The sequence below is a fragment of the Paenibacillus algicola genome, from assembly GCF_005577435.1.
Classification (GTDB): domain Bacteria; phylum Bacillota; class Bacilli; order Paenibacillales; family Paenibacillaceae; genus Paenibacillus_AQ; species Paenibacillus_AQ algicola.
In genome coordinates this window covers 1,020,920-1,046,881 of record NZ_CP040396.1, presented here as the reverse complement: position 1 = coordinate 1,046,881, position 25,962 = coordinate 1,020,920, and the positions used below count along the sequence as shown (strand labels likewise).

General features: G+C 54.8%; 16 protein-coding genes, 1 pseudogene and 1 riboswitch. Of the genes and pseudogenes, 4 read left to right on the top strand and 13 right to left on the bottom strand.

The genetic code is table 11. From position 1 onward, the window contains the following. Nucleotides 1-10: 10 nt before the first annotated feature. Genes E6C60_RS04500 through E6C60_RS04485 form a run of 4 tightly spaced genes read right to left on the bottom strand, consistent with a single transcriptional unit; the run spans nt 11 to nt 6,092 of the window. Nucleotides 11-4,705, bottom strand: coding sequence for an RHS repeat-associated core domain-containing protein (locus tag E6C60_RS04500; protein ID WP_138224734.1), 4,695 nt, complete (start codon nt 4,703-4,705; stop codon nt 11-13). Further along, nucleotides 4,668-4,958, bottom strand: coding sequence for a WXG100 family type VII secretion target (locus E6C60_RS04495; protein ID WP_138224733.1), 291 nt, complete (start codon nt 4,956-4,958; stop codon nt 4,668-4,670). Before E6C60_RS04495 ends, E6C60_RS04500 begins: the two co-directional genes overlap by 38 nt. 29 nt (nt 4,959-4,987) lie before the next feature. After that, nucleotides 4,988-5,260, bottom strand: a complete 273-nt coding sequence (locus tag E6C60_RS04490) for a WXG100 family type VII secretion target (RefSeq protein WP_138224732.1) — start codon at nt 5,258-5,260, stop codon at nt 4,988-4,990. Beyond that, nucleotides 5,241-6,092, bottom strand: a complete 852-nt coding sequence (locus E6C60_RS04485) for a hypothetical protein (protein WP_138224731.1) — start codon at nt 6,090-6,092, stop codon at nt 5,241-5,243. The genes E6C60_RS04490 and E6C60_RS04485 overlap by 20 nt, the downstream gene beginning before the upstream one ends. A gap of 232 nt (nt 6,093-6,324) precedes the next feature. On the opposite strand from E6C60_RS04485, the gene E6C60_RS04480 reads away from it, so the two are divergent. After that, on the top strand, nt 6,325-6,519 hold the full coding sequence (locus E6C60_RS04480) for a hypothetical protein (protein WP_138224730.1): 195 nt from the start codon (nt 6,325-6,327) through the stop codon (nt 6,517-6,519). A gap of 139 nt (nt 6,520-6,658) precedes the next feature. On the opposite strand, the pseudogene pepF reads toward E6C60_RS04480, so the two are convergent. The 6 genes and pseudogenes from pepF to E6C60_RS04450 form a co-directional block, all read right to left on the bottom strand. Further along, nucleotides 6,659-8,458 (bottom strand): annotated as a pseudogene (gene pepF / locus E6C60_RS04475) (oligoendopeptidase F). A 138-nt stretch (nt 8,459-8,596) separates the two neighbouring features. Then, nucleotides 8,597-10,309: a methyl-accepting chemotaxis protein gene (locus tag E6C60_RS04470; protein WP_138224729.1), complete on the bottom strand. Its 1,713-nt coding sequence runs from the start codon at nt 10,307-10,309 to the stop codon at nt 8,597-8,599. Between the two features lie 1,217 nt (nt 10,310-11,526). Beyond that, nucleotides 11,527-13,263: an allophanate hydrolase gene (locus E6C60_RS04465; protein ID WP_138224728.1), complete on the bottom strand. Its 1,737-nt coding sequence runs from the start codon at nt 13,261-13,263 to the stop codon at nt 11,527-11,529. Continuing rightward, nucleotides 13,263-16,886: an urea carboxylase gene (gene uca, locus E6C60_RS04460; protein WP_138224727.1), complete on the bottom strand. Its 3,624-nt coding sequence runs from the start codon at nt 16,884-16,886 to the stop codon at nt 13,263-13,265. Before uca ends, E6C60_RS04465 begins: the two co-directional genes overlap by 1 nt. After that, a complete protein-coding gene (locus E6C60_RS04455; protein WP_138224726.1) occupies nt 16,879-17,562 on the bottom strand; it encodes an urea amidolyase associated protein UAAP2 in 684 nt (227 codons plus the stop codon). Before E6C60_RS04455 ends, uca begins: the two co-directional genes overlap by 8 nt. A gap of 1 nt (nt 17,563) precedes the next feature. Continuing rightward, nucleotides 17,564-18,286, bottom strand: coding sequence for an urea amidolyase associated protein UAAP1 (locus E6C60_RS04450; protein ID WP_138224725.1), 723 nt, complete (start codon nt 18,284-18,286; stop codon nt 17,564-17,566). 65 nt (nt 18,287-18,351) lie between these two features. Further along, a riboswitch (guanidine-I (ykkC/yxkD leader) is annotated at nt 18,352-18,459 on the bottom strand. Nucleotides 18,460-18,727: 268 nt separating this feature from the next. Here E6C60_RS04450 and E6C60_RS04445 point away from each other — a divergent pair. Further along, on the top strand, nt 18,728-20,062 hold the full coding sequence (locus E6C60_RS04445; protein ID WP_138224724.1) for an APC family permease: 1,335 nt from the start codon (nt 18,728-18,730) through the stop codon (nt 20,060-20,062). A 121-nt stretch (nt 20,063-20,183) separates the two neighbouring features. Here the strand turns inward: E6C60_RS04445 and E6C60_RS04440 are convergent, their stop codons facing one another. Beyond that, nucleotides 20,184-21,209 carry a Gfo/Idh/MocA family protein gene (locus E6C60_RS04440; protein WP_138224723.1) on the bottom strand — a complete coding sequence of 342 codons (1,026 nt, stop codon included), beginning with the start codon at nt 21,207-21,209 and terminating at the stop codon, nt 20,184-20,186. Between the two features lie 333 nt (nt 21,210-21,542). Between E6C60_RS04440 and E6C60_RS04435 the strand changes: the two genes are divergently transcribed. Beyond that, complete coding sequence (locus E6C60_RS04435) at nt 21,543-22,364, top strand: EAL domain-containing protein (RefSeq protein ID WP_233281139.1); 822 nt, start codon at nt 21,543-21,545, stop codon at nt 22,362-22,364. Nucleotides 22,365-22,428: 64 nt separating this feature from the next. Beyond that, the gene (locus E6C60_RS04430; RefSeq protein WP_233281138.1) at nt 22,429-23,382 is read left to right on the top strand and encodes a GGDEF domain-containing protein; all 954 of its coding nucleotides are present in this window, start codon (nt 22,429-22,431) and stop codon (nt 23,380-23,382) included. A 93-nt stretch (nt 23,383-23,475) separates the two neighbouring features. Here the strand turns inward: E6C60_RS04430 and E6C60_RS04425 are convergent, their stop codons facing one another. After that, nucleotides 23,476-24,147: a YdeI/OmpD-associated family protein gene (locus tag E6C60_RS04425; protein WP_138224720.1), complete on the bottom strand. Its 672-nt coding sequence runs from the start codon at nt 24,145-24,147 to the stop codon at nt 23,476-23,478. Between the two features lie 112 nt (nt 24,148-24,259). Next, nucleotides 24,260-25,954 (bottom strand): S-layer homology domain-containing protein, encoded by a 1,695-nt coding sequence (locus tag E6C60_RS04420; protein ID WP_138224719.1) that lies wholly within the window; start codon nt 25,952-25,954, stop codon nt 24,260-24,262. Nucleotides 25,955-25,962: the final 8 nt, after the last annotated feature.

Here is a 25,962-nt window from a genome sequence, read left to right as displayed (position 1 = left end):
TTCACCTCTTTTACTTAAACGGTATGTTAGTATCCATACGGTGGTCAATCTTGTATCCACCTATTGGATATCTTTCATTCCATTGAACTTCATGCCAATGTGGAACACTATGGTTTGAAGGATACCCATGGTTTGTAAAGTCAACCCAACCTTTTTCTCTACCATAATCATCATAATACTTAGTTTGTTTAAGGTTACCAAATTCATCATACTTGTTGAGACTCTTAGTTCCTGGTTCAACAAACTTAGGAAGATTTTTTCCATATGCTTCATCTGGTAAGAAAGGTTCCTTAGCAAAATCATCAACTTTACCCTTACCCTTACTCTTCCCCGCCTGAATCGCATCCAGCCCCAGCGGGTCCACAAACGTCACCGGATTGCCGTTTACATACGCGAAGCGGTTCATGCTGAGCCCTAGGCTCACTTCTCCTCGCAGCACATCGCGGTTCATAAACCGCTTGATGTCCGGGTTATAGTATCGCGCGCGCATGTAGTAAAGGCCGTTGATGTCAGTCTGTACACCATCGCGGCCGTTGTAGGCGAACGGCTGGCGGGTCGTGCCCTCATGCTTCACAAGTTCGCCGAAGGCGCCATAGGTGTAGCGGTCGGTGACGTCGCCTTCTTCATCTGTGAGCCGTGTCGTACTGCCGCGCAGATCGTAATGGTAGCTTTGGTAGCGCCCGTCTGCGTTCTCGCGGCCAATCAGGCCGAGACCGTAGACATAGGCGGCGCTCACTCTGCCCGCCTCATCGGTCTCCAGCAGCAGCTGGCTGTACTCTGCATGCGGATTCACTACATAAAGAGTGGTCTGGCCCTTCACGTTCATCCAGGTCCGCTCGTTCTCTGCATTATAACCATACGTAATACTGCCGGCCTGGACCAGGCGGTCCCGGGCATCGTAGACAAAATCCTGGCTTCGTCCGCGCAGCCGCCCTCGGAGAAGGTTGCCGTCTTCGTCCATGGCAACGTCCTCGCCGTTCACACTTCTCAGGCGGTTGTCTGCTGCATAGGACATCCGTATCTGGGAATCGCCTTCTTCCATACAGGTCATATTTCCGGAGGCATCGTAGGTGTACCGGCTGGCGTTTGCCGCAGTGAGTGCTCCCCAGCTATTGTACTCATACCGGGTTTCGTTCTCCTTGATCAGAAGCCCTGCGGCGTCATAACAATAGCGGTACTGCTGCAGTAGCCGTCCCTTTACGCCCGTGTCGAGCAGGGAGATCAACTGACCCTCTTTGTCGTAGGCCCGCAGCTCTGCGGTACCGTTCGGCCGGTCCGTACGGACCAGCTGGCCCCTTTCATCATAGCTGTAGGCGGTCACCCGCTTCTTCCAGTCACGCACTTCGGTCATCCGCCCCGCTGCATCGTAGCGGTACGTGACTTTTTTGCCGTCCGGGTAGTGGAGCACGGACACATTTCCAAGCCCGTCATATTCGTAACGGATGGTCTGGCCGCGTTCATTGGTATAAGAAGTTACCCGGCCCAGTGAATCGTAGGTGCGCTTCTCTATCGTGGCTGCTGTGCCGTCTCCTGTGCTTTCGCTGATGGTGATCAGGCGCCCGGCCGCATCATATTGATGTTCCAGCGTACCGGCCCCGTCTTGCTGCTTATGCAGCCTTCCGGCCGCATCCGGCGTATAGGTGGTAACGATACCGCGCGCACTGCGGCGGCGGATGAGAAATCCTCGTGGATCATAGTCATAGGTTAGCTGCGTGCCTGCCGGTGTGATCTCCTCTGTCGGCCTGCCGGCCATATCGTAGCGGAACTTGGTCTCATTTCCGGCCGCATCGCGGTAGCCTGCCAGCTGTCCTGCTGCGGTAAAAGCCCGGCTGCTCTCTTGGCCGCACTGATTCACCCGCACCAGGCGTGATAGGCCGTCATACGCATAAGCTGTAATATCGCCCTTCGCGTTCTCTTTCTCTAGAATCTGTCCCAGCCGATTAAAACGGTAGTTCACCGCATGCCCCAGCGCGTTCACCACAGCTGCCGGATTGCCGTCCTTGTCATATCGCACAGAGCGCAGGGCATATCCCTCGCCATCCGTAACCTTCGTTACACGGCCGGCCGCATCATATTGATAACGGGTGACTACACCGGATGGATCGGTACTTTGCAAAAGACGCCCCGCCCCATCATACGCATAACAAGTGGAAGCGCCGTTCGTATGAACAACCTGAATGACGCGCTCTTCATTATCGTACCGATAACGAACCGTACGCCCAAGCTCATCTTGTTCTTCGATCAGGTTTCCTGCCGCATTATACTTGTACAACCGGGCATGGCCGAGCGGATCGATCTGTCTTCGCAGCGCGCCCTCCTTATCATAGTCGTATGTAGTGACGGCACCCAGCGGATCGGTTACCGAAACCACCTGATGGCTGACATTGTAGGCTTGACGGATCACGCCGCCGGCAGGATCGGTCACCTGGGTGATGCGTCCTCCAGCATCGTACTCATAGCGTGTCATACATCCAAGCGGATCCGTAACGGTCACCAGGTTTCCGAATGCGTCATAGGAGTACCGGGTCACTGCCCCGGATTGATCCTCCATCGTCTGCATAAGCCCCTGCTCATTATAGCTGATCCGAATGAGGCCGTCTTCGGAGTCTTTCCGCAGGACTGGGCGGTGATGCTCATCATACTCGAAATCAATGGCGTTTCCTTCACCGTCAATGTAAGAAATCAAGGAACCGAATTCATTATACCGGTAAAGGTCGCGAAGCTGTCCATTCATGCGTCGTTCCGTAAGCCGTCCCTTTTCATCGTACACATAGATGCTCTCTTTGCCGTCCGGCTCCACCTCCAAAGTGCAGAGCCCCTGCTCATTATATTCATACCGAGTGACATGTCCCAGCTCATCCTGCAGTGCAATCAGGCGGTACCGGTCGTCGTGGGTAAACACCCGGGTTGCGCCTTCCCGGTTCGTAAAGGTCGTGATGATCCAACCCGGATGGCTCTCCTCGTCATAGTCAAAAGAACACCATTGTCCCAGCGCATCCTTCTGGCGGGCCACACGTCCTTCATCGTCATATTCGTTCACAAAATAAACGATGCCCTCTCCGCTTCGCATCGAGGATAAACGTCCTTCGGGTGTGTATGCACAGCTGATCAGGCTGTGATCCGGGGGCGTGATATCTGTAAGCCGTCCTGCTGTGTAGAGAAAGAACGCGGTATAACCCAGCGGATCGACAACAGATTGAAGTAATCCTGTTTCACTATAAGATAATTGAAATGATCTGCCGCTCAAGGCATCCTTGATTTCAAGCAAACGGCCCTGTGTATCAAAAGACAATCGCTGTATCTGGCCTGCCGGATTCCGGATCTCCTTCAGCTGGCCCTCAGCACTAAATAACAGGACTTTTTGATCCTTCCTGACGAGACGATAGCCTCCATCCGCCCGGATAATCCGGTCATGAAGCACATCCACATCCCTGCTTCGGAATATGCCGTCTTCTCCCCGCTGATAGGTGTTGCTGCGGAAGCTGCTCCACCAAACCTCTAATGTGCCTTCAGCAGGCTGTTCCAGACGAATTTCGTAGTTATGGCTCCAATCCAGGCCCAAAGCTCCACTGCCGTTAAGCAGAGAATGATAGGAAATCGAGAATGTCAGGTCCTCGGCGCCCTTGAGATGCAGCAGCGGATGCTCAATAATCTGGGCTCCAGTAGAGGTATCGACAGGGTCCCCTGCTGTGGAACGCGGATTAACGCCGTCCTTCTTCTGGATCCGGCTGCCAGCAGACACGCCGGAATACGGGGTTCGTGCCATTCCAATGCCTGCTGCTGCGCCGGCACCTCCCGCGGCTGCCAAGCCCGCTGTACCTGTGGCAGCTTCGTCCACTTGTCTTGCAGTGTTCTCCGCTGCCGCTGCAGCCTCATCCCCATGCCTCGCAGCTCCCGGCGCAGCATCCACGGTCGGTCCTGACGCAGCAGCATCTTTGCCGCTATTGGCGGCATCGCCTGCACGATCGACTGCTGTACCTCCATCCCCTGCTTGATCGGCCGCCTTCGCCGCATCCCCGGCCTGATCTGCTGTCTTGGCCGCATTACCCGCGTTGTCCGCCGCCTTGGCTGAGTCACCGGCACGGTCGACGGCGCGCGCAGCGTCAGACGCGCGTTCTCCTTGTTTGGAGACGCTCGCTGCATCATCAATCATTCCAATCAGCTGAGAGCCCTTCTTCACCGTCTTGCCTGCCGGTCCCAGCATACTGAGGACACGCTCTACGTTCGTCAGCTTTTCTTTGGTAAAGACATCATATCCCACCGCCGCATCCACAATGCCTTTGACATTGCCGACGACGGGGACAAAATCCAGCGTCGTTCCCAGGACCACGGCTGCCCACTTCAGGAGCTTTCCGGCCGAGAAGCCGGTTTCCTGCCCGTCAGCCTCGGCAAATCCCTCGCTTTTCTTATTTAAAAATGCCGCCATCTCCTCATACTGCTGAGCCAGCTTGCCGAACAGCCCCGCCATTTCCGCCCAGGCCGCATCCAATGATCCCCGCTGCGAGCCTTCATAATCCACACTGCGCCAGGTGCTCTCCAGCGCACGGCCCAGGCGCTCGATATCCTGGGATGCATTTTTCATCTTGTTCCGCAGGTCTGCCAGTTCTCCCGGATCCACAATGATACGCAAGCGTCCCTCTCCTCCCTCACTTCTCGCCAAGTGCAGCTTACCGCCCTTCGCGTTCTCTTCTCCGTTCCTCTTCATCGGCCCGGCGCAGCGCTTCGGCTACACCTTGGCACTGTGACGCCATCTGCGAAGCTAGTGCTGTCAAGCGATGTAAGGTACGTTCACTCTCATTCCATGCGACTGAATATTTCTGTTCAGCCCGGCCCGACCATTCTATGGAGGCTTTTCGTTTCTGCGGCTCCCCGGCAATCTGCCCAAGCTGCTGACCCGCTGCCGCAAAATGGGACGCCGCCCGTTCCAGTGCCGCAATGTCCGCTATGATTCTCGACAAATAGGTCCTCCCCTTTCCAACTCTGTCTGCTAGGAGCTCTCATCCGCACTCCGGAACCTTCCCGAAATCGCCTTCAGCTCTTCTCCGATCATCTTCAGCGTCTCGGACACACTTTGCAGCTGTTCATGCGAGCCCGTGTAGGATTGATAAAATCGTTCTCGCGTGACGCCCTCCCATTCGCCGGACATCCCATCGATTATTGCTTTGAGCTCCACAGCCATATCGAGATTGCTCTGACTGCACGCTAAGAAGCGGGCAGCCGCCTCATCCAGCTGCTCCGGATTAATCTTGATCTTCGTCATGCGCCTCACCTCCGAAGTTCGTTTTGGGTAATGCAAGCATATCCTGAACCAGAGTTTTCACCGCTAAACCTAGTTTTTTGCGCCGATAATTCTCCACCCGCACGCCCTGCTCCTCGTCACGCCTAGCGATCCAGCCGCCGTCCACTCCTATACCGCAGGTAATGATCTGCTGGCGCCACACCGGTCCGCTGCGCTGCATCAAGGACATTCTCCCGTGAAATTCAGCCTGCTTCATGAGAGCCTTCAGGCTCTCCTGCTCCGGACTCAGCCTCGTGGACAAGGTTCTCGCCTTCTCCTGATCACTGCCGCTCAGCAAAATGTCATAAGCCTCAACCGGAAGCGTAAACGGCTGCTTGATCACTCCTTGTGCCGCGGCTTCAACCGGAAACACTTGCTCAATCAGCGGCAAGGACAGCTCCAGGTTCGCAATAGCGCTCAGCCGAACCATAGAGTTCCCTTCCTCATCGCCATTTACGGTCTGCACTCGTTCGACCACCATCTGCGGCAAAAAATGAAGGTAAGCATCGTAGATGGACTCCCCGCTTTTTTTCAACTCCAGACGTACCGCATAAGGACTGTCCAGCACCGCCAAGCAAGCCTCTAACACAGGTTCAATCAACAGATCTGACCTGCCCGCGGAAAGGAGCCCGCGCTCTTGCAGCTGCTGCCGGGTCTTGTCCCATTCTTCCTCAAGCTCATCAAGCAAGTAACCGGGATACGGATCTCTAAATCCGGCTATCCCACCATGCTCCACCATATTTATTAGAAAAAACAGCTCCCGCTGTCCGATCTCACGCACCCATTCCTGATCGCTCTCTGCTGCCACTGACATACGGCACCCCCTGTTTTCCACAATTCCCCATATTATATATAAACATTTTGCCATGCTGTTCCAAGCTTTGTCAAAAGTAACCATGATGCATTGAGAACTTTCTTGAGATAGTACATCTTCTCTCCTTAAACGGGATAAGCCCCTCCTGCTAATAGCCACTCCCAACCTTTAATGTTAAAATAAACTATATAGCGGAAAAGTTAGCATGTTCTAATGCCAAAGGAGGCTGTTTATGAAACAAGAGGATGAGATCCGGGAGCTGAGAGAACGATTAGCTGAAATCGAAGAGCAGCTCGAACATCAGTCGGACGGGTCAAAGCTTCTCCGCAACATCATACTTGTCGTCATACTTGTCGTGATCAGCGTGTTCTTGCTGTTGTTCTTGGTCGGCATGTTTCAATTTGTATCTGCAAGCAGCAGTTCATAACAACGTATCATTCTGCAACGAACAACATATTTTTGTACTTGAAGATGAAGATCCAGCAGTACGGTTCTGGATATACGTCAAAATCCCCCCGCATAGCCTCGATGCGGGGGGATTTTGGCTGTATTATAGTAGAGATCCTTTAATAGAGCTGCTCCAGCTCATCAATGAGTGAGCCTACATAAGCAGCGGCGTGCTTGATGGGCTCGGGCTGGGACATGTCAACGCCTGCCATCTTCATGAGCTCCAAGGGGCTGCGGGAGCCGCCCGCCTTCAGCACGTCAAGCCAGCGCTCTACGGCCGGCTGGCCTTCTTCCCGGATCTGCTTCGCTGCCGCTGTAGAAGCGGTCAAGCCAGCAGCGTAGGTATACGGGTACAAGCTCATGTAATAATGAGGCTGACGCATCCAGGTCAGCTTGGCGTCATCATCAATCTTGACAGCATCCCCCCAGAAGGCGGACAGAATGCCCCCTTTCACATCCCCCAAGAGGTTAGCTGTAATCGGAACCTGCCGGGATGCCAGATCATAAACCTGGCGCTGCAGCTCCCCTTCCAGCAGATGGGTCACAAAGTTATGAAAATACGTTCCGAGCAGCTGCGATATGACCCAGCGGCGCATTCGGGGATCCTCGGATCGCTCGAGCAAATGATCTGCCAGCAACAGCTCGTTCATTGTCGAAGGAGCTTCAATGAAAAAAAGCGAAGGCCGGGCATTGGTCATCCGCTGATACCGCGCCCCCAGCATGAGATGTCCGGCGTGACCAACCTCATGGGCGAGCGTAAATACCCCCCTCATGCTGCCGGTCCAACTGATGAGAATGTAAGAATGCATGCCTGGAATGGAGCGGCAGAACGCCCCTGTTCTTTTTCCCGTGTTGACGGCATAATCGACCCAGCGATCCCGAAACGCAGCCTCCACAATCTCGCCGTATTCCGGTCCTAGAATGAACAAAGCCTCCTTAATCAGCTCACCCGCTTCCTCATACGTCATACCCGGGCTGAAATCCGGATCCAGGGGCGCCTTGAGATCTGCAAACGTCATTTCATGAAGTCCCAGCACCCGCTGCTTCAATGCCGCATACCTCCGCATATGAGGGGCCAGCTCCTGCTGCAAAACATCCAGCACCTGATTATACATATCTTTGGTTACCTGCTGCGGCGTTAACAGCATCTCGGTCACTGATGGATACCCCCGAAGCCGGGCTTCAATGACTTGTCGCTTCACTTCGGTTGCATAGGTCTCGGCGAAGGTATTCCGGTACTGATACAAGGTCTGGCTAAAGCTGCGAAAAGCATGTCGCCTCAGTGCCGTATCCGGTGACTCTGCATATTTATTCTCATACAGGGCAAACGACAGCGGTACCTGCTCGCCTTGTCCATTCTCTATATCAGGAAACCTCATATCTGCCAGCTTGCCGCGCTCATAGATCTGGTATGGGGCTGTCAGCACCTCCCGAAATGACGATAACACCTTCTCGGTGTCCGGCGATAACCGGTAGGCCTTGTTGTGCAGCAGCAGCCTCAGGCTGCGCTAAAATTCCTGCAGACCGGGCTCATCCTCGATGAACCGGTCCAGCACGCCCTCATCCATCGCAAGAATTTCCGAGTTTACAAAGGAAAGCGCCGACTGTATGCTGGCGACGACTTCCCGTGCCCTTGCGGCATCCATCTGATACTCAGTACACGTACTATCGCCCGCCAGATGCAGATCCGAGTATGCGTTGAGGCGGCTTACTCGGGCCAGCAGCTGCTCCTGCTCAATCAGACATGCCAAGAGCACCGCTGCACCTGTATGCAGCTTCCCTTCGTATTGGGTTACTCGCGATACCTCTTGTTGAACAGCGTTCAATTCAAGGGTCCAGGCTTCCTTCGTTTCATAAATATCTTGCAGATTCCAGGTCGTCTTTTCATCCACTTGAGCTCGTGCTAATTGGCCAGCCATGCAGCATCTCCCTTTCATACGTTTTTCAAGGTGTATGATGTTTTCATCACTAGCATGATTGTACCACTTTTTTGGAACTGTAGTGAAAGCTTGAGCTCGGGCCATGGTGACCACAGGATGACAAAGACAGCTGCAGCCTTAAATCTTAAACTGCTGAATAAGCTTCTGCAGATTCTCGGCCAAGGCGGCCAGCGCCTGGGATGAGGAGGTAATCTCTTCCATGGAGGCCAGCTGCTCTTCGGCGGCGGCAGAGATTCCCTGACTGTGATCTGCCGAATTCAGGGACACGGCTCTTACATCCGTGAACTGGGTATTTACCTGTTGGATTCCTTCGGCAACCTTCAAAAGGGTGCTCGCGATCTCCTCAATACGGCCAACGACATTGCCGACGGCGTTTTCTATATTATAGAAGGTCTGTCCCGCCTGGTGTACAACATGCAGGCCCTGCTGAACCTCTCCGGACGTAACTCTCATCGTGTCGATCGTATGCTCCGTATCTCGCTGGATCTGGCGGATCATGTCTGTAATCTGCTTTGTCGACTTGCCCGACTGTTCGGCCAGCTTGCCTACCTCACTGGCAACGACAGCAAAGCCTTTACCCTGCTCCCCGGCGCGAGCGGCTTCAATAGATGCATTCAAGGCGAGCAGATTCGTCTGGGAAGAAATATCAGAAATGATATCTACCAGCTGTCCGATTTCCAGTGACCGCGTACTCAAGCTTTGGACTGCCTCAAACAATCCGTTCACATTGCTCGAGATGGACCCCATCTGGACGCTGACATCCTGAATGGCCGCAGTTCCTTCGTGAGACATTTGAGAAGCGTGCAATGCGTCGTTCTTCACATGCTGCGTCTGATCCGCAATGGACCGGGTGTACGCTGTCATGGTGTTCATTTCATGGGAAGCATCTTCGATCATCTCCACCTGCCGGTCTGTGCCCGCCGCCAGCTCCTGGATCGTAAGGGTGACCTGCTCACTAGCCTGAGAGCTTTGCTCTGCGCTTGCACTAAGCTGCTCCGAAGAGGAAGCGACCAGCATCGAGGAATCCTGAACGGCAGCGAACACCGATTGAAGCTTGGCACTCATCTGATTGAAGGAGGCAGTGAGCTCCCCCAGCTCATCTCGGGATTGATATTGTCCTTTTACCGTGAAATCTCCGGTTTCGGCAATGGTCAGCATCCGCCTAACCTCCTTCAGCGGTCTAACGATCATCCGTGCTATCGTGTATCCAATGACGATGAGCAGCGTCAGCGTAATGATATTTGCCAAGATTACTCTCGTTATCGCCTGGTTCACATTGTCCTGATTGCGTTCATTGATCGCGCTGGAATAATCCACCTTCAGGCGCTGCAGCTCTTCAAGCGCAGCATTGACCCGGTCTCCCCGATACTCGACAAGAGCCTGGTACTGCAGATAGGCGTCGCTTTTCTTGTCATCCGCTATCAAGGCCATAACCTGCTCCCTACTCTCCTCCAGGGCCTGGATGTAATTCATCAACTCCTGCATCAGCCCGGCCTCTTCTTTGCGCAGGTTGTTCTGCTGCAGCTCGGCCAGCTTTGCTCTAACGTCCTGCTGTAATCCCGACAGATCCTCCTGCAGCTCCTTATGTTTTCTGGTACTGCTGGACATTAGCATTTCAAGCAGCACCGCGTCACTGGATTTGGCCTGAATTTGGATTTGCATGATCGTACTCAGCGGAAGGAGGCTGTCTTTGTACATCGCTTCCGAGTCCCCCGCCATTTTTGTAATATACGCCAATCCCGTCATGCCAACAGAGATTAACGATAAGGCGCTGATCAGGATCAGGATCATCAGTTTTCTGGTGATGGATAAGTTTCGCAGTAGCTTCATGGCTCTTTCCCCTTTTTGTCTATAGATATCCAATCCTGTGCCTCTCTCTTCCCACTTAAAGCAAGTGAATCCAGTTCCTGAGATGAGAAAGGACAACTATGTATATCGGATGACAAGGATTAATTTTTGATATCAAAATTGTAGATTTGAAGAGGATGTCAGGTTCTTTTTTTACCCTGTTTAGCTCTGAGCTGGCTGGAAAGGGATGGGGCAGCGTGCGGTTCAGGCGAGGCGGGGCTGCGGTACAGCGTGGGGCAGCGTGCGGCTCAAGCGAGGCGGGGCTGAGGTATAGCGTGGGGCAGCGTGCGGTTCAGGCCAGGCGGACCCGCCGCACAGTGTGGCGGAGCGTGGAGAGCGTGCGATTCAGGCGAGGCGGGGCCGCCGCACAGCGTGGGGCAGCGTGCGGTTCAAGCGAGGCGGACCCGCGGCACAGCGTGGCGGAGCGTTTAGCGCTTCTAACGGTTGCCACAAGCGTTAATTGGTTCAATCCACGGTTACTGTAAATCTAACGGTTGCTAGACGAGTTATTTGGGTAATTTGATGCCTTTCCGCGACTTATTCCACCATATAAGCACGCTCACAACCGTTAGAATTAGTTAGCTCCCGAATAGCCATCAATAAGCGCTGTGGCAACCGTTAGAGCGAGCATGAGTCAGGGCGTGTTCGCCGCACGGGATGGAGCAGCGTGCGGTTCGTGAACGGCATGCTTGCGGCACAGTGTGGGGCAGCGCGCTTCAAACGAGGGAGGCTCGCGACACGGGGTCGCGGCATGGTGCGGTTCAAGCGAGGCGGGACCGCGGTACGGGTGGTACAAGGTTTCTAACGGTTGCCACGAGCGTTAATTGGTCCAATCCACGGTTACTTTAAATCTAACGGTTGCTAGACGAGTTATTTGGGTAATTTGATGCCTTTCCGCGACTTATTCCACCATATAAGCACGCTCACAACCGTTAGAATTAGTTAGCTCCCGAATAGCCATCAATAAGCGCTGTGGCAACCGTTAGAGCATGAGCCAGAGCGTGTTCGCCGCACGGGATGGGGTAATGTGCGGTGTGTGAAGGGTGTGCTCATAGCAGGTTATGAAGCAGCGCGCGCTCCAAGCCAGAGCGCGTCCCCCGCACAGTGTGGAGCAGACAAGTTGGCACATCATACAGTCGTCCCCCTATAAAAAGCGCCCGTCATGCAGCACGGCTGCACCACGGGCGCTTCACATCTGATCAGGCTTTCGCCATGTCCATCGCCTTTCGCCATCCACCGTATTCGGTGAGGTTCACGGCTCCTTCCGTCCCATAAGCTTCGCAAATAAATCCGGATACAACGCGGCCATCGTCAAGCTCAATCTTTCCGATCCCCAGCGGACCGGGGATGCCGGCGGTGAACGCTCCTAGAGAGGATTGCGGCATACTCCACAGCTCAACCGCTATTGAGGCACCCCCTTCTGCGACCCGAACCAGCCCCGGCTTCGGAGGAACAGTAGGCAGCCTATACAGCTCATACGTCGGGGAAGTTCTGCTTTCCTCCAGGAACACTGCACCCAGTCCGGTCATTTGCGGCTCCAGCGCAAAGCCTCTCATATGCAGTCCACAGACAGCCACGGTTACGACCTCGACCAGGCTGCGGAACTGAGCCGCCGCGGCTGTCAATTGTCCTTCCTCCTCCGGTACACTAAATAAAGTGACTCCAAACGGCAGCTGCGGACCGGCATCGACAGACGGCACGGCAACGGCACTTAAATCCAGCAGGTTACAGTGATTCGTGTACAGCCCCATCTGATTGTTGGTGCCTATCGGATCCTGCTGCACTTGTGCCCGGCTCCACGTACCGCCGCAGGTAGGCAGCAGCAGAACGGCGCCACTCAGCGCTTTCGCAATAATATGCTTGATTTCCGCTAAACGATGCTGCGCTTGAAAAAGGGCTGCTGCACTGAACTCTGCTTTGGCCCCGGTGCGCAGAATCTTCTCGGTTACCGGGAACACCTCCCCGCGCTGTCCCTCAACAAAATCACCAAGATCAGACCAGCGCTCTGCCACAAGCGGCCCTTCATACAACAGCGCTGCTGCCTCCTGCAGCAAGCTGATATCCATTTCCTCCACAGCGAAATGAAGCTGCAGAAGGTCCCGGGTGCGTTCCCATGCCTGTTCATACTCGTGGGCGAAGGGACCATAGAATGACAGCGGACCCTTTGGCAGCAGCCATACCTGGGGAGAAGCAGCGCGTCCCAGCGGCCGGTCCACGGAGAAAGGATCGTCCGGGTCCCGTCCGCGCAATATGCTGTCTGCCACCGCGGCATCCTGTATATGGTGTGCGAACACATTCACACAGTCGATGCTGCGGCATGCCGGCACTACACCGCTCAGCGGCCAGGCCCCGACAGCCGGCTTGTAGCCCACAAGCCGATTAAGCGCTGCCGGTACACGTCCCGATCCGGCGGTATCCGTTCCAAGAGCAAAAGCGGCTTGACCCCGGGCAACGGCAACGGCCGAGCCGGAGCTTGATCCGCCGCTGATCAGCTCGGGCAGCAAGGCGTTATGCGTATCGCCGTATGGGCTGCGCGTGCCCACGAGACCAGTCGCGAACTGGTCCAGGTTGGTTTTGCCTACAGGTATAGCTCCGGCAGACACCAGCCGCGCTACTACCCCGGCATGCTCTTGCGGCGTAAAGGCATATGCCGGACAGGCTGCGGTAACCGGCCACCCGGCTACCGCGATATTATCCTTCACGGCAAAAGGAATCCCCCACAAGGGATGCTCCGCCGGCTCCAGCTCCTGCAGCCTTTCCAGATAAGGTGCAAGGTTCTCCAGAGAAGGCGGCGTGATCCAGATGTTCATCTCGCGGTCCCGCTCTGCCCGCAGGATTACAGCTTCCATGACCTCCTGCGGTGTAAAGGCACGGGCTCGATATCCCTGCTGCAGAGTGTCAATCGTCAATTCATGAGGCACAGCTTGCACAGACATTAGACCATCGCCTCCTTCTCGACCGGAAATAATGCGACAATGCAGTCGCCAGCTTTAACCTCGGCCCCGGCATTGGCGTATACGGCAGCCACAATTCCGTCAAACGGGGCCACCTGATGGAACTCCATTTTCATACTTTCTTCTATTAAAAGAGTGTCTCCCTTTCGAACCTCATCCCCCGGGCTGACGAGCACCTTCCAAACACTGCCGGACATGGAGCTGTTAATGCCGACACTGCCTTCAGGCAGCTGCTCCTGCTCCTCGGATCCAGCCGATTCAGCCTCCGACACATATTCCGCAATTCCCAGCTCTCTCCACCGCTCCCGCTCCTGCTGGAATGACGCCTGCTGCCGATTCCGAAAGACCGAGGATTCCTCCTGAATGTCCGTCAGCCATTTCAGATAATCGCCTAGACGGAACGTCGTCTCCTCCACCTCAACCTCAAAGCGCCCGCGCGGGAAATCCTCCCGGTATTGCAGCAGCTCCTCCTGAGTCACCGGATAGAACTGAATCTGGTCAAAAAACCGCAGCAGCCAAGGCTTCCCTTTTTCAAAATTAACGGTTTCGCGATGCTTGTTCCACATCTGTACCGTCCGGCCAACAAACTGATAGCCTCCCGGTCCTTCCATCCCGTAGATGCACAGATAGGCTCCGCCGATGCCAACGGCATTTTCCGGCGTCCAGGTTCTCGCTGGGTTATACTTTGTTGTTACGAGGCGATGCCGGGGATCCAGCGGGACAGCTACCGGCGCACCCAGATACACATCTCCAAGCCCCATCACAAGATAGGAGGCATTAAACACGACCTCTGCAACTTCATCATGCGAGCCGAGACCGTTCATCCGGCGGATAAACTCCAGATTGCTCGGACACCAAGGCGCATCCGGGCGCACGTTCTGCTGATAACGCTCAATCGCAAGCTGGGTTGCTGGATCATCCCACGACAAGGGCAGCTTAACGATCCGGGATGGTACTTCAATCGAATCCAGCGGAGGCAGAGCTTGATCCAGTCCCAGAATCATGACTGCCGCTTCCTTGACCGTCATCTTGGATGCATCCAGATGAATCTGCAAGGAACGGATGCCCGGGGTCATCTCGATATATGGAATCTGGCCGCTGTCTTCAATAGCCTGCATCAGCACATACACTTGAAAACGGTATAGCAGATCCAGCTCGCGCTCCCCATACTCAATCAGCAAATTCTCATCTCCGGAGCAGCGGATGGCCATCGGAAAGCGGCGACCCTCTTCTTCGTAAGCAAGGAGCGGCATGTAGTTTCCGCTGGATTGTGCCGGAAGCGCTGGCAAGGCCGGATGATTCGCAAGCGTGCTGAGATAGCTTTCCTGCTCACGGCGCAGCTGCTCTGCTTCTTCCACGGTGATGAGCGTGAAGGAAACACGATCGCCAGGATGCAGCTGTCCGAGCTTCCATAGCTCGGCTGTGGCTGTGGTCACCGGACAGACAAAGCCGCCGAGACTCGGTCCGTCCGGACCGAGCAGAATCGGCATGTCGCCGGTCAAATCCAGAGCACCTATCGCATAGGCATTGTCATGAATGTTGGAGGGGTGCAGTCCGGCATCCCCGCCGTCCTCCCGGGCCCACAGCGGTGCGGGACCCACAAGCCGCACGCCGGTGCGTGAGCTGTTGAAGTGAACCTCCCACGAAGTTGTCGTCAGCTGCTCCAAGTACTCCGGGAGCACATACTCCGCGGTACAATGCGGGCCCGGAATGACGCCAATATTCCACTCCCGACCGAGCTGAGGTACCGAGGCTGGTGGCAGCCCGGCAAGGAGCGGCGCGCTATCTTCAGGCGGGCCGGGATGGACGCCAAGCACCGCACCCGCTCGCAATGCACTGCCGGAATGTCCCCCGAAGCCGCCAAGTGTAAAGGTAGCCGCACTGCCAAGGGTCAACGGCATATCCAGGCCCCCGCCCACGAGCAGATAGGCTCGCATACCGTATTGCGCCTCGCCAAGAGTGAGCGTGGACCCCGCCTTCACAGGTATCGGCGTATACATCGGGATCTTGTCCCCGTCTATGGTCGCCTGCATGTCAGCACCGGTGAGACAGATTCTGAAATCTGCACGGAATCGGTACGCCCCGCCGCGCAGCGTCATTTCAAGGCCTGCAGCCTGATCGTCATTACCAAGCAGCCGGTTCCCGGTCCGGAAGGCCAGGCGGTCCATTGGACCAGACGGTGGAACCCCGATATCCCAGTATCCGACCCGGCCGGGATCATCCTGCACCGTGGTCTGAACACCGCCGTCCAGCACCTCAATCGCAAGCTCGGTGGGCATGAAGCCATCCAGAATATGTGTATATACTTTCCCCTCCTGAAAAGCCGGGGTTTGCAAAAATCCTTCAATATAAGCCTTATTGGTTGTCACCCCGTACACCCTCAGCTCTCCAAGGGCGGTCATCATCGCCTGAATAGCTTCATCCCGGGCAGGAGCATGCACAATGAGCTTCGCAAGCATAGGATCATACAGCGTCGTAACCTGCACGCCGTTCTGAATCCAGGTTTCCACACGCGTATTGCGCGGCCATACAATCTGATCAATCATGCCATCGCTGGGACGGAAGCTGTTCACCGCGTCCTCGGCATAGAGCCGGACCTGAAGGCTGTGACCCTGCGGCGTCCCTGCTTTCGCACTTAATTGCTGCAGATCCCCGGCAGCTTCCCGGATCATCCATTCCACCAGATCAATGCCGAGCACCTCCTCGGTCACGCCATGCTCCACCTGCAGTCGGGTGTTTACCTCGAGGAAATAATATTTTTCGTCTTCAGGGTCATACAGGAACTCCACCGTTCCCGCGCTGCGGTAGCCTGCCGTAAGCGCCAGCTGGCGCGCATCCTCATGCATGCGATGGCGCAGCCGATCCGGGAAGCAGGGGGCCGGGGTTTCCTCAATAATCTTCTGATTTCTTCGCTGCACAGAGCAGTCACGCTCACCGAGAGCCACCGCCTCCCCATACTCGTTACCAAAGATCTGCACCTCCACGTGCCGCGCGCGCTCCACATATTTTTCCAAAAACACACCGCCATCGTTAAAGTTCGTCATCGCGAGCCGGGTTACCGCATCGAACGCCTCGCGCAGAGCCTCGGCATGATCACAAATTCGCATCCCGATGCCGCCGCCGCCGGCTGTACTTTTTAGGATCACAGGATAAGTAATCTCTTCCGCAGCATGAACCGCTGCTTCCACATCTGTAATCAATGCAGTGCCGGGGAGCAGAGGCACACCTGCCGCCTGCGCCATGGAGCGCGCCGTATGCTTCAGTCCGAACATCTCAAGATGCTCCGGAGACGGACCGATAAATGTAATGCCGTTTCTGGCACAGGACCTGGCGAATTCAGCATTCTCACTCAAAAATCCATAACCCGGGTGAATCGCATCAGCACCTACCTCCAGTGCGGTACGCAGAATCAGCTCAGCATTGACATAGCTTTCTTTGGCCGGGCCTTCCCCGATCTGCACCGCCTCATCCCCCTGATAGACGTGCAGGCTGTCCTGGTCCGCCTTGGTGTACACGGCCACCGATGGAATTCCCATTTGACGCAGGGTACGCTCGATCCGAACCGCAATTGCGCCCCGGTTAGCAATCAGAACCTTCTTAAACATGGACCTCGCCTCCTTCGCCTGTTTCTCCATTTCCATCCCAGATCAGCACTCTTGCAGGGGTCGGGTTGTAGCCGTTACACGGGTTATTCAGCTGCGGGCAGTTACTGATCAGCACGGTTACCGGAGCCAAAGCGGTAAGCTCGACATACCGGCCCGGTCCCGAAATGCCATCCTCAAAGGTCAGGCCTCCCTCCGGCGTCACAGGTACATTCATAAAAAAATTCACGTTAGGTGCCAAATCCCGCTTGCTAAACGAACTCCGCTCTGACAGCATGAGCATAAAGGTGTCCCGGCAATTGTGCATCGGCAGTGTGTCATGGGCATACCGGACCGTGTTGCTCTGCGCCGAGCAAGCGCCCCCGATCGTATCGTGACGTCCGCAGGTATCGGCCGTAATCTTCAGCAGCTCCCGCCCGGATTCAGCAACCAGCACCGAGCCTGTCGTAAGATACAGGCTGCCTTGTCTTGTGATCGTCCCCACTGCACTATAGTGATCCGCAGGATCTTCTGTTGAATAGAACAGCGTATCTACGGCCTGATTGCCTTCCACATCGACGATCCGAAGCACCTGACCCGGCAGCAGATCATGCATCCATCCGTCCCCTGCCAAAATCGTCTGATCATACCCGGCAGCCGCCACGCTCCGTCTGTCCTCCATCGCTCTTAGGTTCTCCATCTCAATAAGCCCCCTTCAACAGCGCATTGTCATGCCATGTATTTTCAAATGCCCGGCGGTTCTCCCCGCATCGATTCACGCAAATATCATCTTCCTTCACAGGCTCTGCGTCCAAAATCTCGATCTCAATGGGAGCGTTAAGATAGTGCTCGGAGGGATCCAGCGGGCTTGGCGTATTCGAGAATACTACCAGCACCTCCATCTCTGTTCGAAGGATCACGGTCTGCTGAGCCACCGCCTGCTCTACATAGCGCATGGCCCCATCCTTTTGACATACGATTTTTGTGAAAAAATTAACCGGCGCTACCATGTCCCTGCCTGTCAGGCCGTGGCGGAAGAGCTCCACCTTGAAATTCTCTTCTCCGCTGCGGTACCACTTATTCCCTTCCGTCTGGTAACGAGTCCACCCGTACTTCTCATCCGTACCCCGTCTCGTCGTGTAGCCCGAAAGAGAATCATGCCAGCCCACCTCGTCCTGGATCATCGATGCCAGCACCTTTCCCTGATCACTCATCAGCACATGACCGGCAGTCAGCATCGCAGTATGCTGTGCCTTCAGCGTATCCGGCATATTGTAGCGTTCGGCAGGAGATTTGGCGTTGTACAGCATGCAGGCCAGATTAGCCCGCTCTCCTTGTGCCGTGATTCGGATCTGCTTGCCCCGACCTACCTGTGCGGACCATTTACCGCCCGCTGGAATCATCATCTTGAACACTGCTGTCATGAGAATGGCCTCCCTTATTCAAATATAAAAGCCCGGAAGAACGTCAAAAGATAACTTTTGATGCATTCTCCCGGGCTTTTGTCCCGCCGTGTACACCGGCACTGGCACCCGATGCGTTCTCTCTCGGACCAGACGGCTGCACCTGGCAGCCCGGAACCCTAGAAAACCTTTTATATTCACTTTTGTTGTTCTTGTGTTAAATATCCTAACATAAATTGCAGGCAACCAACAATCAAAAAGAGTAAATATCGTGATAAAAATGTTTTTTCAGGCGAAAAAAGGGGTGGTTTGCATGAGTTTTCTGAAATTCGAAGGCTGTATTTTAATTTTTATGAAAAAAATGTTGTTGTCTTTTGAACCGTTACCTGCAACAATGTTAAATTATATAACACGAGAAAATCATTGCCGCCGACGAACGACAATAACAAGGAGGAATGAAAGATGCCAAAAGAGATCACTTTAAAACGCAATCTTTCCATGACACATGTGGTGACGATGGGGCTGGCCTGGATGTCTCCCATGATTTTTTTTACCAGCTTCGGGGTACTCTCTGAAGGCTCCGGAGGGATGATGCTGGCTGCCTATGTACTGGCTTTTATCGCAATTATCTTTACAGCGGCCAGCTATGCGCAGATGGCAAAGGCGTTCCCGGTATCGGGCTCCGCCTATACCTATGTCACGAAATCCATGAATTCCTTTACCGGCTTTCTGGTCGGCTGGGTCATTCTGCTGGATTATCTGTTCTCCTGTATCGTGGCTGTGCTTATGTTCGGCATTAACCTGAATGCCCAGTTCACCACAGTGCCCTCCTTTGTCTGGATTCTGGCGTTAACGCTTGTCATTATGGTCGTGAATATCATCGGAATTAAATCCTCCGCCAACCTGAACAAGGTGTTCGTGACGATGCAGATTCTGTTCATTGCCGGCTTCTGCGGACTGATTGTATACAATGCAACGGAATATGGCCTGAGTGCAGGCTGGAATCCGCTGCCTTCGACGGACGGCGTATCCTTCTCCACCATCCTTGCCGGTGCTTCCCTCGTCTGCTTCTCGTTCCTCGGTTTCGACTCGGTCACCACGATGGCGGAAGAAACCAAGGACCCCAAGAAAACGATCCCCCGCGCCATTATGGCCATCGTTCTGATCGCGGGCGCGATTTATTTTGTAACGGCGTATTTGATTCAGCAAATGTACCCGTCCTTCACCTTCGCTAATGCGGAGTCGGCGGGCTTCGAACTCATGCAGGCGATCGGCGGAAGCGGCCTGGCCTCCATCTATACATTTGTCGTCATCTTCGCAGTGTTGTCTCAGGGCATGTCCTCCATGACCACTGTCTCCCGCCTGCTGTTCGTGATGGGCCGGAGCGCCATTCTGCCTGCCAAGACGTTCGGCTCCATTCACCCTAAATTCCGCACGCCCGTATTCAACATCGTGCTGGTCAGCATCATCTCGCTATCTGCGTTGTTTATGAGTTTGGACACCGCGATCAAATTCGTGAGCTTCGGTGCTCTGACTGCGTTCTTATTCGTCAACCTTTCGGTCATTTCCCACTATATCCTCCGGGAGAAGCAGCGGGGCGCGAGAAACCTGCTTCTTCGGTTCTTCTGTCCGCTTCTGGGCGCCGGATTTATTCTGTATCTGATTACCCTGCTGGACCTTGATTCGCTCCTGCTTGGCTTCAGCTGGCTGCTGCTTGGCTCGCTGTACTACGGCGCCGTACGGATCAAGCGCAGAATACCTGCCGTCTCCATTGCCGATGCCGAGGGGGTATCGTAACCGGGGCATGGTCTTGGTCTGAAGAACGCCAAGAAGCTGACGTCGAGCCGTGACGTCAGCTTTTTTGAATAAAGTATTGTGCGCATAGGCCAAGAAGACGGAATGCCTGCTGATGATCCGTTTACATCTCGGCAGAGGAATAACCGAGCAGCTGATCCCGTACATCCACCCAGCCCTCACCGGGATGACGCAGAGCCTCCAGGATCACCTGAGCGTTATAGCCGTCGTGGAAGTTAAAGATGACACCGGGTTCACCCTGGATGCACTGCAGAAACTGCTTGAGCATTGGCAGCGGGCTAGAGACATCATCCAATGGCACCGGCTGCATCTCCGCTTCGGCCGGGCCGCCAAGCTGCAGGTCCCGCCAGTTCTCCAAGGCGATTCTCCCCTCTTCGCCATGGATGACGAGCGAGACTCGCTCATCACCTTCCCGGCGGTCGGTTCCTGACAACTGAATGTCCGTGCCGTCCTCCAGGCGCAGCACAGCGCGCACAAGGCTTTCGCACTGGGAGGCATCTTCGGGAAACGTCACTTGACTCTGGACATGAGTGATGGGTCCGAACACCTGCTGAATCATTTGAATCCAGTGAATTCCCACCTCCAGCAAATATCCGCCCTGCTGCCTGGATGTAATCCACGCATTATGCTGCCAGGCTCTGGGCCACTGCGGGAATTCCAGGAACAAATTCATGCCCGCAATCGCGCCGATGGCTCTCTCCTTCAGCAGCGCTTTCATCTTCAGCACAGCCGGGTCCAGCGGAAGTGAGAAATGAACGGCATGAATCTTTCCGCTTCGCTCCGCGAGGGCGGTCATGACTCTCGCTTCTTCCAGACTGTTCGCAAGCGGCTTCTCACAGAATACGTGGAGCCCCTTCTCGAACGCGATCTTCGCCACGTTCTCATGCAGGGAGGGCGGAACCGCAATGTATACCATATCCAGCTCTGTTTCATTCAGCAGCTGGCGGTAATCTGTGTATAGGCGCGGGCTGTCTGCGATCTCGGCGGCTTCTCTGCGCAGTCTTTCCTCATGGCTGTCGCAAATGGCGCTCAGCTCGATTTGGCCTTTAAATTGAGGCAATAGCCGGTGAATCATATGCTTGCCCATGTGTCCGAGGCCGATCACGGCCATTTTTTGAATGGTATTCATGTTGAACGTTCTCCTGTTCTGTGGATGCTTGTTCCTGTGCAGCTTTATGGAGCCAGCTTTTCTATTATAGAGCAAGAGTCCCGTCTTTCAAAAGTATCCTCCATTTCGCATTCTGAACGCGTTGACGTTGCTGCGAATGCAGCTCTATTTTTCTTCCTTACGTCTTTCGAATTTAACATTCTGTTAACACGGTGCGATATACATAGTGATAGTATAAGGCTATAGCGGCAAAACAACATGAACCTCGCCTCGCTTCTTCAGGCATAAAAGGACGGATGGATTATGAAAACACATCTCTTTTCTTCACAGAATTCTCCAGGTGTTAATAAACCTATGACTTACCTGTTTGACGTCATCCGGCAGTACATGGTCTCTCTGAAACGTTATCATGCTCTGCGGGGGATGATCCGGGACCAATCGCTGACGACGTATTTCCAGCCGGTCATCAGCCTGCAGGAGGGCAGTCCTCTCGGCTATGAGGTGCTGAACCGTCCGCCGGCCTCTTCTTTGTTTCCGAATACAGAAGCTTTTTATGATTTTATTGGACATACCGATCAGGTATTTGCCTTTGAGCGTGCCAGCCGGGATTTGTCCTTTAATCGCTTCTGCGCTGCGTTAACGCGTTCGGACAAGCCTCGAGATACTGTGATCTTCATCAATATCCATCCTCAAGTGCTGCTGGATACCAACTATCGCAGTGGTGAAACATTGCAGCTGCTGTCCAGATACGGCCTGTCGCCGAAGCAGGTAGTCTTCGAGCTGACCGAGAAGCAGGCGGTCCATGATTACGTGGAATTTGAACGCATCCTGTACCATTACCGCGCCCAAGGCTTTCGCGTGGCTATTGACGATGCAGGCTCTGGCTATAACAGCCTGAAGGCGATTGTGAGCCTGAAGCCTGAATTCATCAAGCTGGATAAATCGCTGATCCGAAACGTCCACCAGTGCCCAAATCAACAGCGGATCGTCAAGCTGCTGCAGGAGTTTGCTGCGGAATCCGGGACGCATATCATTGCAGAAGGCATTGAGGCGCGGGAGGAATTTGTTTTTTTACAACAGGAAGGGATTGAATACGGGCAGGGCTATGCCATTGGACGACCGGCTACCGAGCTGCAGACCGCTTCACTGCCTGTCTGTGAGAAGACATCGATGTAAGCAGAGCGGTGGCGGGCCCGGATGCCCGTTCGTAATGAAAGGCTTGACGAGGAGGAGAGTCGACTTGACGCTGGCACAAATCGGCGACATTGCCGAGACCATTCCCGTCGTCTCCCCGGATACCAATTGCCGGGTTGCAGACGAATGGTTCAAGCAGAGCCACAGGCTGGAAGGCATCGCTGTTGTCGGGGAGACCGGCAAGCCTGCTCTGCTGACACGCAACCGGTTTTATCAGCATGTGGGAACCCAATATGGCTATAACATCTACATTCAGCGCCCGGTCAAGCTGATTATGAACCGCTGTCCACTTGTCGTGGATGCGAGCGAATCCATCATTGATGTCAGCCTTCAGGCGATGAACCGGGCAGAGGAGGAATTGTATGATGTCGTACTGGTCCTTCGGGAAGACCAGCTGTTAGGTGCTGTAAGCATTCGCAGGCTGCTCCTGGAGGTCGCCGACATCCGGGCGGAGAAAGCAGCCTATCTCAATTCGCTGACTGGACTGCCGGGCAATCATATGATTGATGAGCAGCTTCAGAAGACCGTATTGCTGGAACAGTTCAGTGTGCTGTACGTTGATCTCGACTACTTCAAATCGTACAATGATAGCTACGGCTTCAAGATGGGCGACGTTCTGATCCAGGCGACGGCCAATCTGCTGCGGGAAGCGTTTCAAGGACCCGGCTCTTTTCTGGGACATATCGGCGGGGATGATTTCATCGTCATTTTGAACCATCATAGCTACGCCAACTCCTGCAGTCAGGTCATCGAACAGTTTGAAGCACTCAAGAGCAGCCTGTACAAGCAAGAAGATCTCCAGAACAATTACGTGATGGGTGATGGGCGCTCTGGCGTCTACGGCCAGATCCCGCTGGTGTCCATATCCATTGCCGTCGTCACCAATCAAAGCGAAAGCTTCCACAGCGTGGATGACATCATTGAAGAAGCGACACGAATCAAAAAATTATGTAAATCCCGCTCCGGCAGCACCAGTATTGCGAACGAATGCTGCCGGTAATCCACGCGCAGGTCTACAAAAACCAAGTGCTGCTGCCGGGCTTTGCGTATGCCCTGAATAAGACATGCTTGTTGCCTGTTGGCAGCAGCAGGATCATCTGCTATTTTGCCGATAGAGCTCTATGCTCTTGAAGCCTTGGATTAATAGCGACTTCATCTCTTCCCGCCGCTTGGCTCTTGTTCCCTCCTGCACGGCACTGTAGACATAACGCGCCCAGTCTCGCTGGTAGCCGGGAGTCAGCGATCGATAGAAGGACAGCGCCTCCGGCTCCCCGCTCAAATCCTGCTCTATATTAGGTATCATCGCAATGTAATCGGCGACGGACTGGCTGGGCTTTGAGGAGGATCGGGCCTTCTTCGGGCCTTCATTTTTGAAGCCGACCACGGTAAAGACGTCATTCATGCCCACCATCCGGCTAAATTTCATAGTGCTTGACCCGATATACCCTTCCGGATCTGCTCCCAGTCCCTCAAACAGCGTGTCCCGGTGAATATAAGAGTCGTATACGCGATTGCCTTTCTTGGGATAAGCGGCGTATAAATACCCTCCCTTTCGGATACAGTCCCGGTCAATAACCGTTGCGACAAGCTCCTGCAAGGCTCTCAGATCCAGACAGAACGCAAAAATCATATCATACACCTGAGGCTTCAATGCCCGGTCCGCGGCTGTCAAGGACGCCAGGCTGTCCTCCCCCTCCGGGGTAAACAGCACGGCGGCGTGCTCGTATTTATGCAGGTTCAGCTTTTCTATAATTGTTTTGGCCATATCCATCTCTCCTGCCTTAATTCATCTCTAAATCAACTATACACTAACCTAAATAAAGGAGCCGCTTCAACCCCGCGGCTCCTTTCTAAATCCTCTCCTCATTGCTTCGTTCTTAACCTTCTAGAGCCGTCAGCATGTTCGCAACAGCCTGCGCGGCCTCTGCGCGGCTGGCGGAGGCTTTCGGCAGAAAGCGGCTTCCACCGGCTCCGTTCAGCAGCCCGGCTGCGGTTCCACGGCTAATATGTGCTTGGGCCCACGATGCAATCTCGTTCTGATCCTCGTACCTGATGGTGGAGGAAGACATTGCAGACGCGCCGCGGGAAAGCTCGTATGCCCGAACCAGCATGACCGCCATCTCCTCACGGGTCATCCCGGCATGCGGCTCAAACGCCTTGGCCGACTTGCCCTGGATGAGTCCGGCATCATAGGCCGCTGCTACTTCAGAAGCAAACCATGATGAAGTCGGCACATCCTGAAAGGAATGGGTGACTTTACCTGAAGTCTGAAGGGAAAGCGTGCGAACGAGCAGCGCTGCAAACTCAGCCCGGGACACCTGCCGGCTTGGAGCGAACATGGTGTCCGATACCCCGAAGACGATGTGCCGGGCCGCGAGCGTAGTAATCGTCTCCTGAGCCCAGTGCCCGGCTGGTACATCCGCAAACGCTTTATGGTATTCCAGAACTGCAAAGGTGCTGAAGTGGGGAAGCTTCGCGATCAAGCGCGTCTCTGTTGTGTCCAGAGCTCCGCCCATATACTCCCATGCTCCTTGCTGTTCATTCCAGTAGTAGACACCCATCAGACGCTTCTCACGATTCTCATCGAAGCCGAAAGACACCTCAATAGGTTCGGAGAAGGATGACAGCCTGACCGCGGTGCCGGACTGCGTGTGCAGTGCCAGATCCAGATCCAGCACCTGTCCGGCTGTTGTCATCCGGGTTCCGGCCGTGCGCTGCGGTAGCTGCTTCTCCGCCTCTGATACATTCAACTCCTGAACGATAAACGATATGGCTGCCCCCTCCAGACTCTCACCCGCCTTGAGCTTGACCAGATCAGAGAGCACCTTCGGCTGGATCTCGACGCTGACCGCGCCGCTGTGGATAATCAGGCTGCGGCTGCCCAAGAGCTCCCCTGCATTGTACGGCAGCTTAACTCCCTCATTCCCTGCTGGCACCTTTATGGTGACTGGCCCCGGCCCCGCAGTATTGACTGCGCTGAGGCTGGAAGCATCTACGACATATAACGGGACTGAGCCCGGCTGAACAGCAGGCGGCTGTGACGGCTGAGTGGGCTGCGCGCCGGGCGCTTCCGGTACACTCACTGGCGGCGGAGTGGGCTGGGAGATTGCTGAATACGTAAACTCCGTCGTTACCAATGTGTCTCCTCCGCTGCCTCCCACCTTGACTAGATAGGTCCCCCTCGGACTCATTTCCTCCAGCACATATTGAAACTCATATTGTCCGTCACTGCTGCTAGAGGTCTGATCCACATAATCTATACCGCCGGACGGCCGGATGACCATGACCGTAACCGGCTGACCTGCCCCTTTGGAGACCGTCCCCGTAATTCTCACTGTGCCGGATGCAGCATCCACCTGGGCGACTGCGGACAAGGCGTTTGGGGACAGATCTGCCGCCGCAAAAACACCAGACCGGGCGCTGCTGTATCCTGTATTCATCATGACTCCCTGAGACGTTGAACCTGCTGCAGCACCCTCAGCCGCTGCACTCCCTCCGCCTGACAGCGCTACAGGCACCACCATCATCGCCATACATATGCGGGCTTGAAGCCGTGTTATGGGTCTGTTCATAAAATCCT

Excerpts from the sequence above, each read along its gene's own strand:
- E6C60_RS04465 (WP_138224728.1), bottom strand. The coding sequence starts at position 13,263 with ATGTCTGTGCAAGCTGTGCCTCATGAATTGACGATTGACACTCTGCAG.
- E6C60_RS04435 (WP_233281139.1), top strand. The coding sequence starts at position 21,543 with ATGACTTACCTGTTTGACGTCATCCGGCAGTACATGGTCTCTCTGAAA.
- E6C60_RS04500 (WP_138224734.1), bottom strand. The coding sequence starts at position 4,705 with ATGAAGAGGAACGGAGAAGAGAACGCGAAGGGCGGTAAGCTGCACTTG.
- uca (WP_138224727.1), bottom strand. The coding sequence starts at position 16,886 with ATGTTTAAGAAGGTTCTGATTGCTAACCGGGGCGCAATTGCGGTTCGG.
- E6C60_RS04470 (WP_138224729.1), bottom strand. The coding sequence starts at position 10,309 with ATGAAGCTACTGCGAAACTTATCCATCACCAGAAAACTGATGATCCTG.
- E6C60_RS04455 (WP_138224726.1), bottom strand. The coding sequence starts at position 17,562 with ATGGAGAACCTAAGAGCGATGGAGGACAGACGGAGCGTGGCGGCTGCC.
- E6C60_RS04480 (WP_138224730.1), top strand. The coding sequence starts at position 6,325 with ATGAAACAAGAGGATGAGATCCGGGAGCTGAGAGAACGATTAGCTGAA.
- E6C60_RS04440 (WP_138224723.1), bottom strand. The coding sequence starts at position 21,209 with ATGAATACCATTCAAAAAATGGCCGTGATCGGCCTCGGACACATGGGC.
- E6C60_RS04450 (WP_138224725.1), bottom strand. The coding sequence starts at position 18,286 with ATGACAGCAGTGTTCAAGATGATGATTCCAGCGGGCGGTAAATGGTCC.
- E6C60_RS04445 (WP_138224724.1), top strand. The coding sequence starts at position 18,728 with ATGCCAAAAGAGATCACTTTAAAACGCAATCTTTCCATGACACATGTG.
- E6C60_RS04420 (WP_138224719.1), bottom strand. The coding sequence starts at position 25,954 with ATGAACAGACCCATAACACGGCTTCAAGCCCGCATATGTATGGCGATG.
- E6C60_RS04485 (WP_138224731.1), bottom strand. The coding sequence starts at position 6,092 with ATGTCAGTGGCAGCAGAGAGCGATCAGGAATGGGTGCGTGAGATCGGA.
- E6C60_RS04490 (WP_138224732.1), bottom strand. The coding sequence starts at position 5,260 with ATGACGAAGATCAAGATTAATCCGGAGCAGCTGGATGAGGCGGCTGCC.
- E6C60_RS04425 (WP_138224720.1), bottom strand. The coding sequence starts at position 24,147 with ATGGCCAAAACAATTATAGAAAAGCTGAACCTGCATAAATACGAGCAC.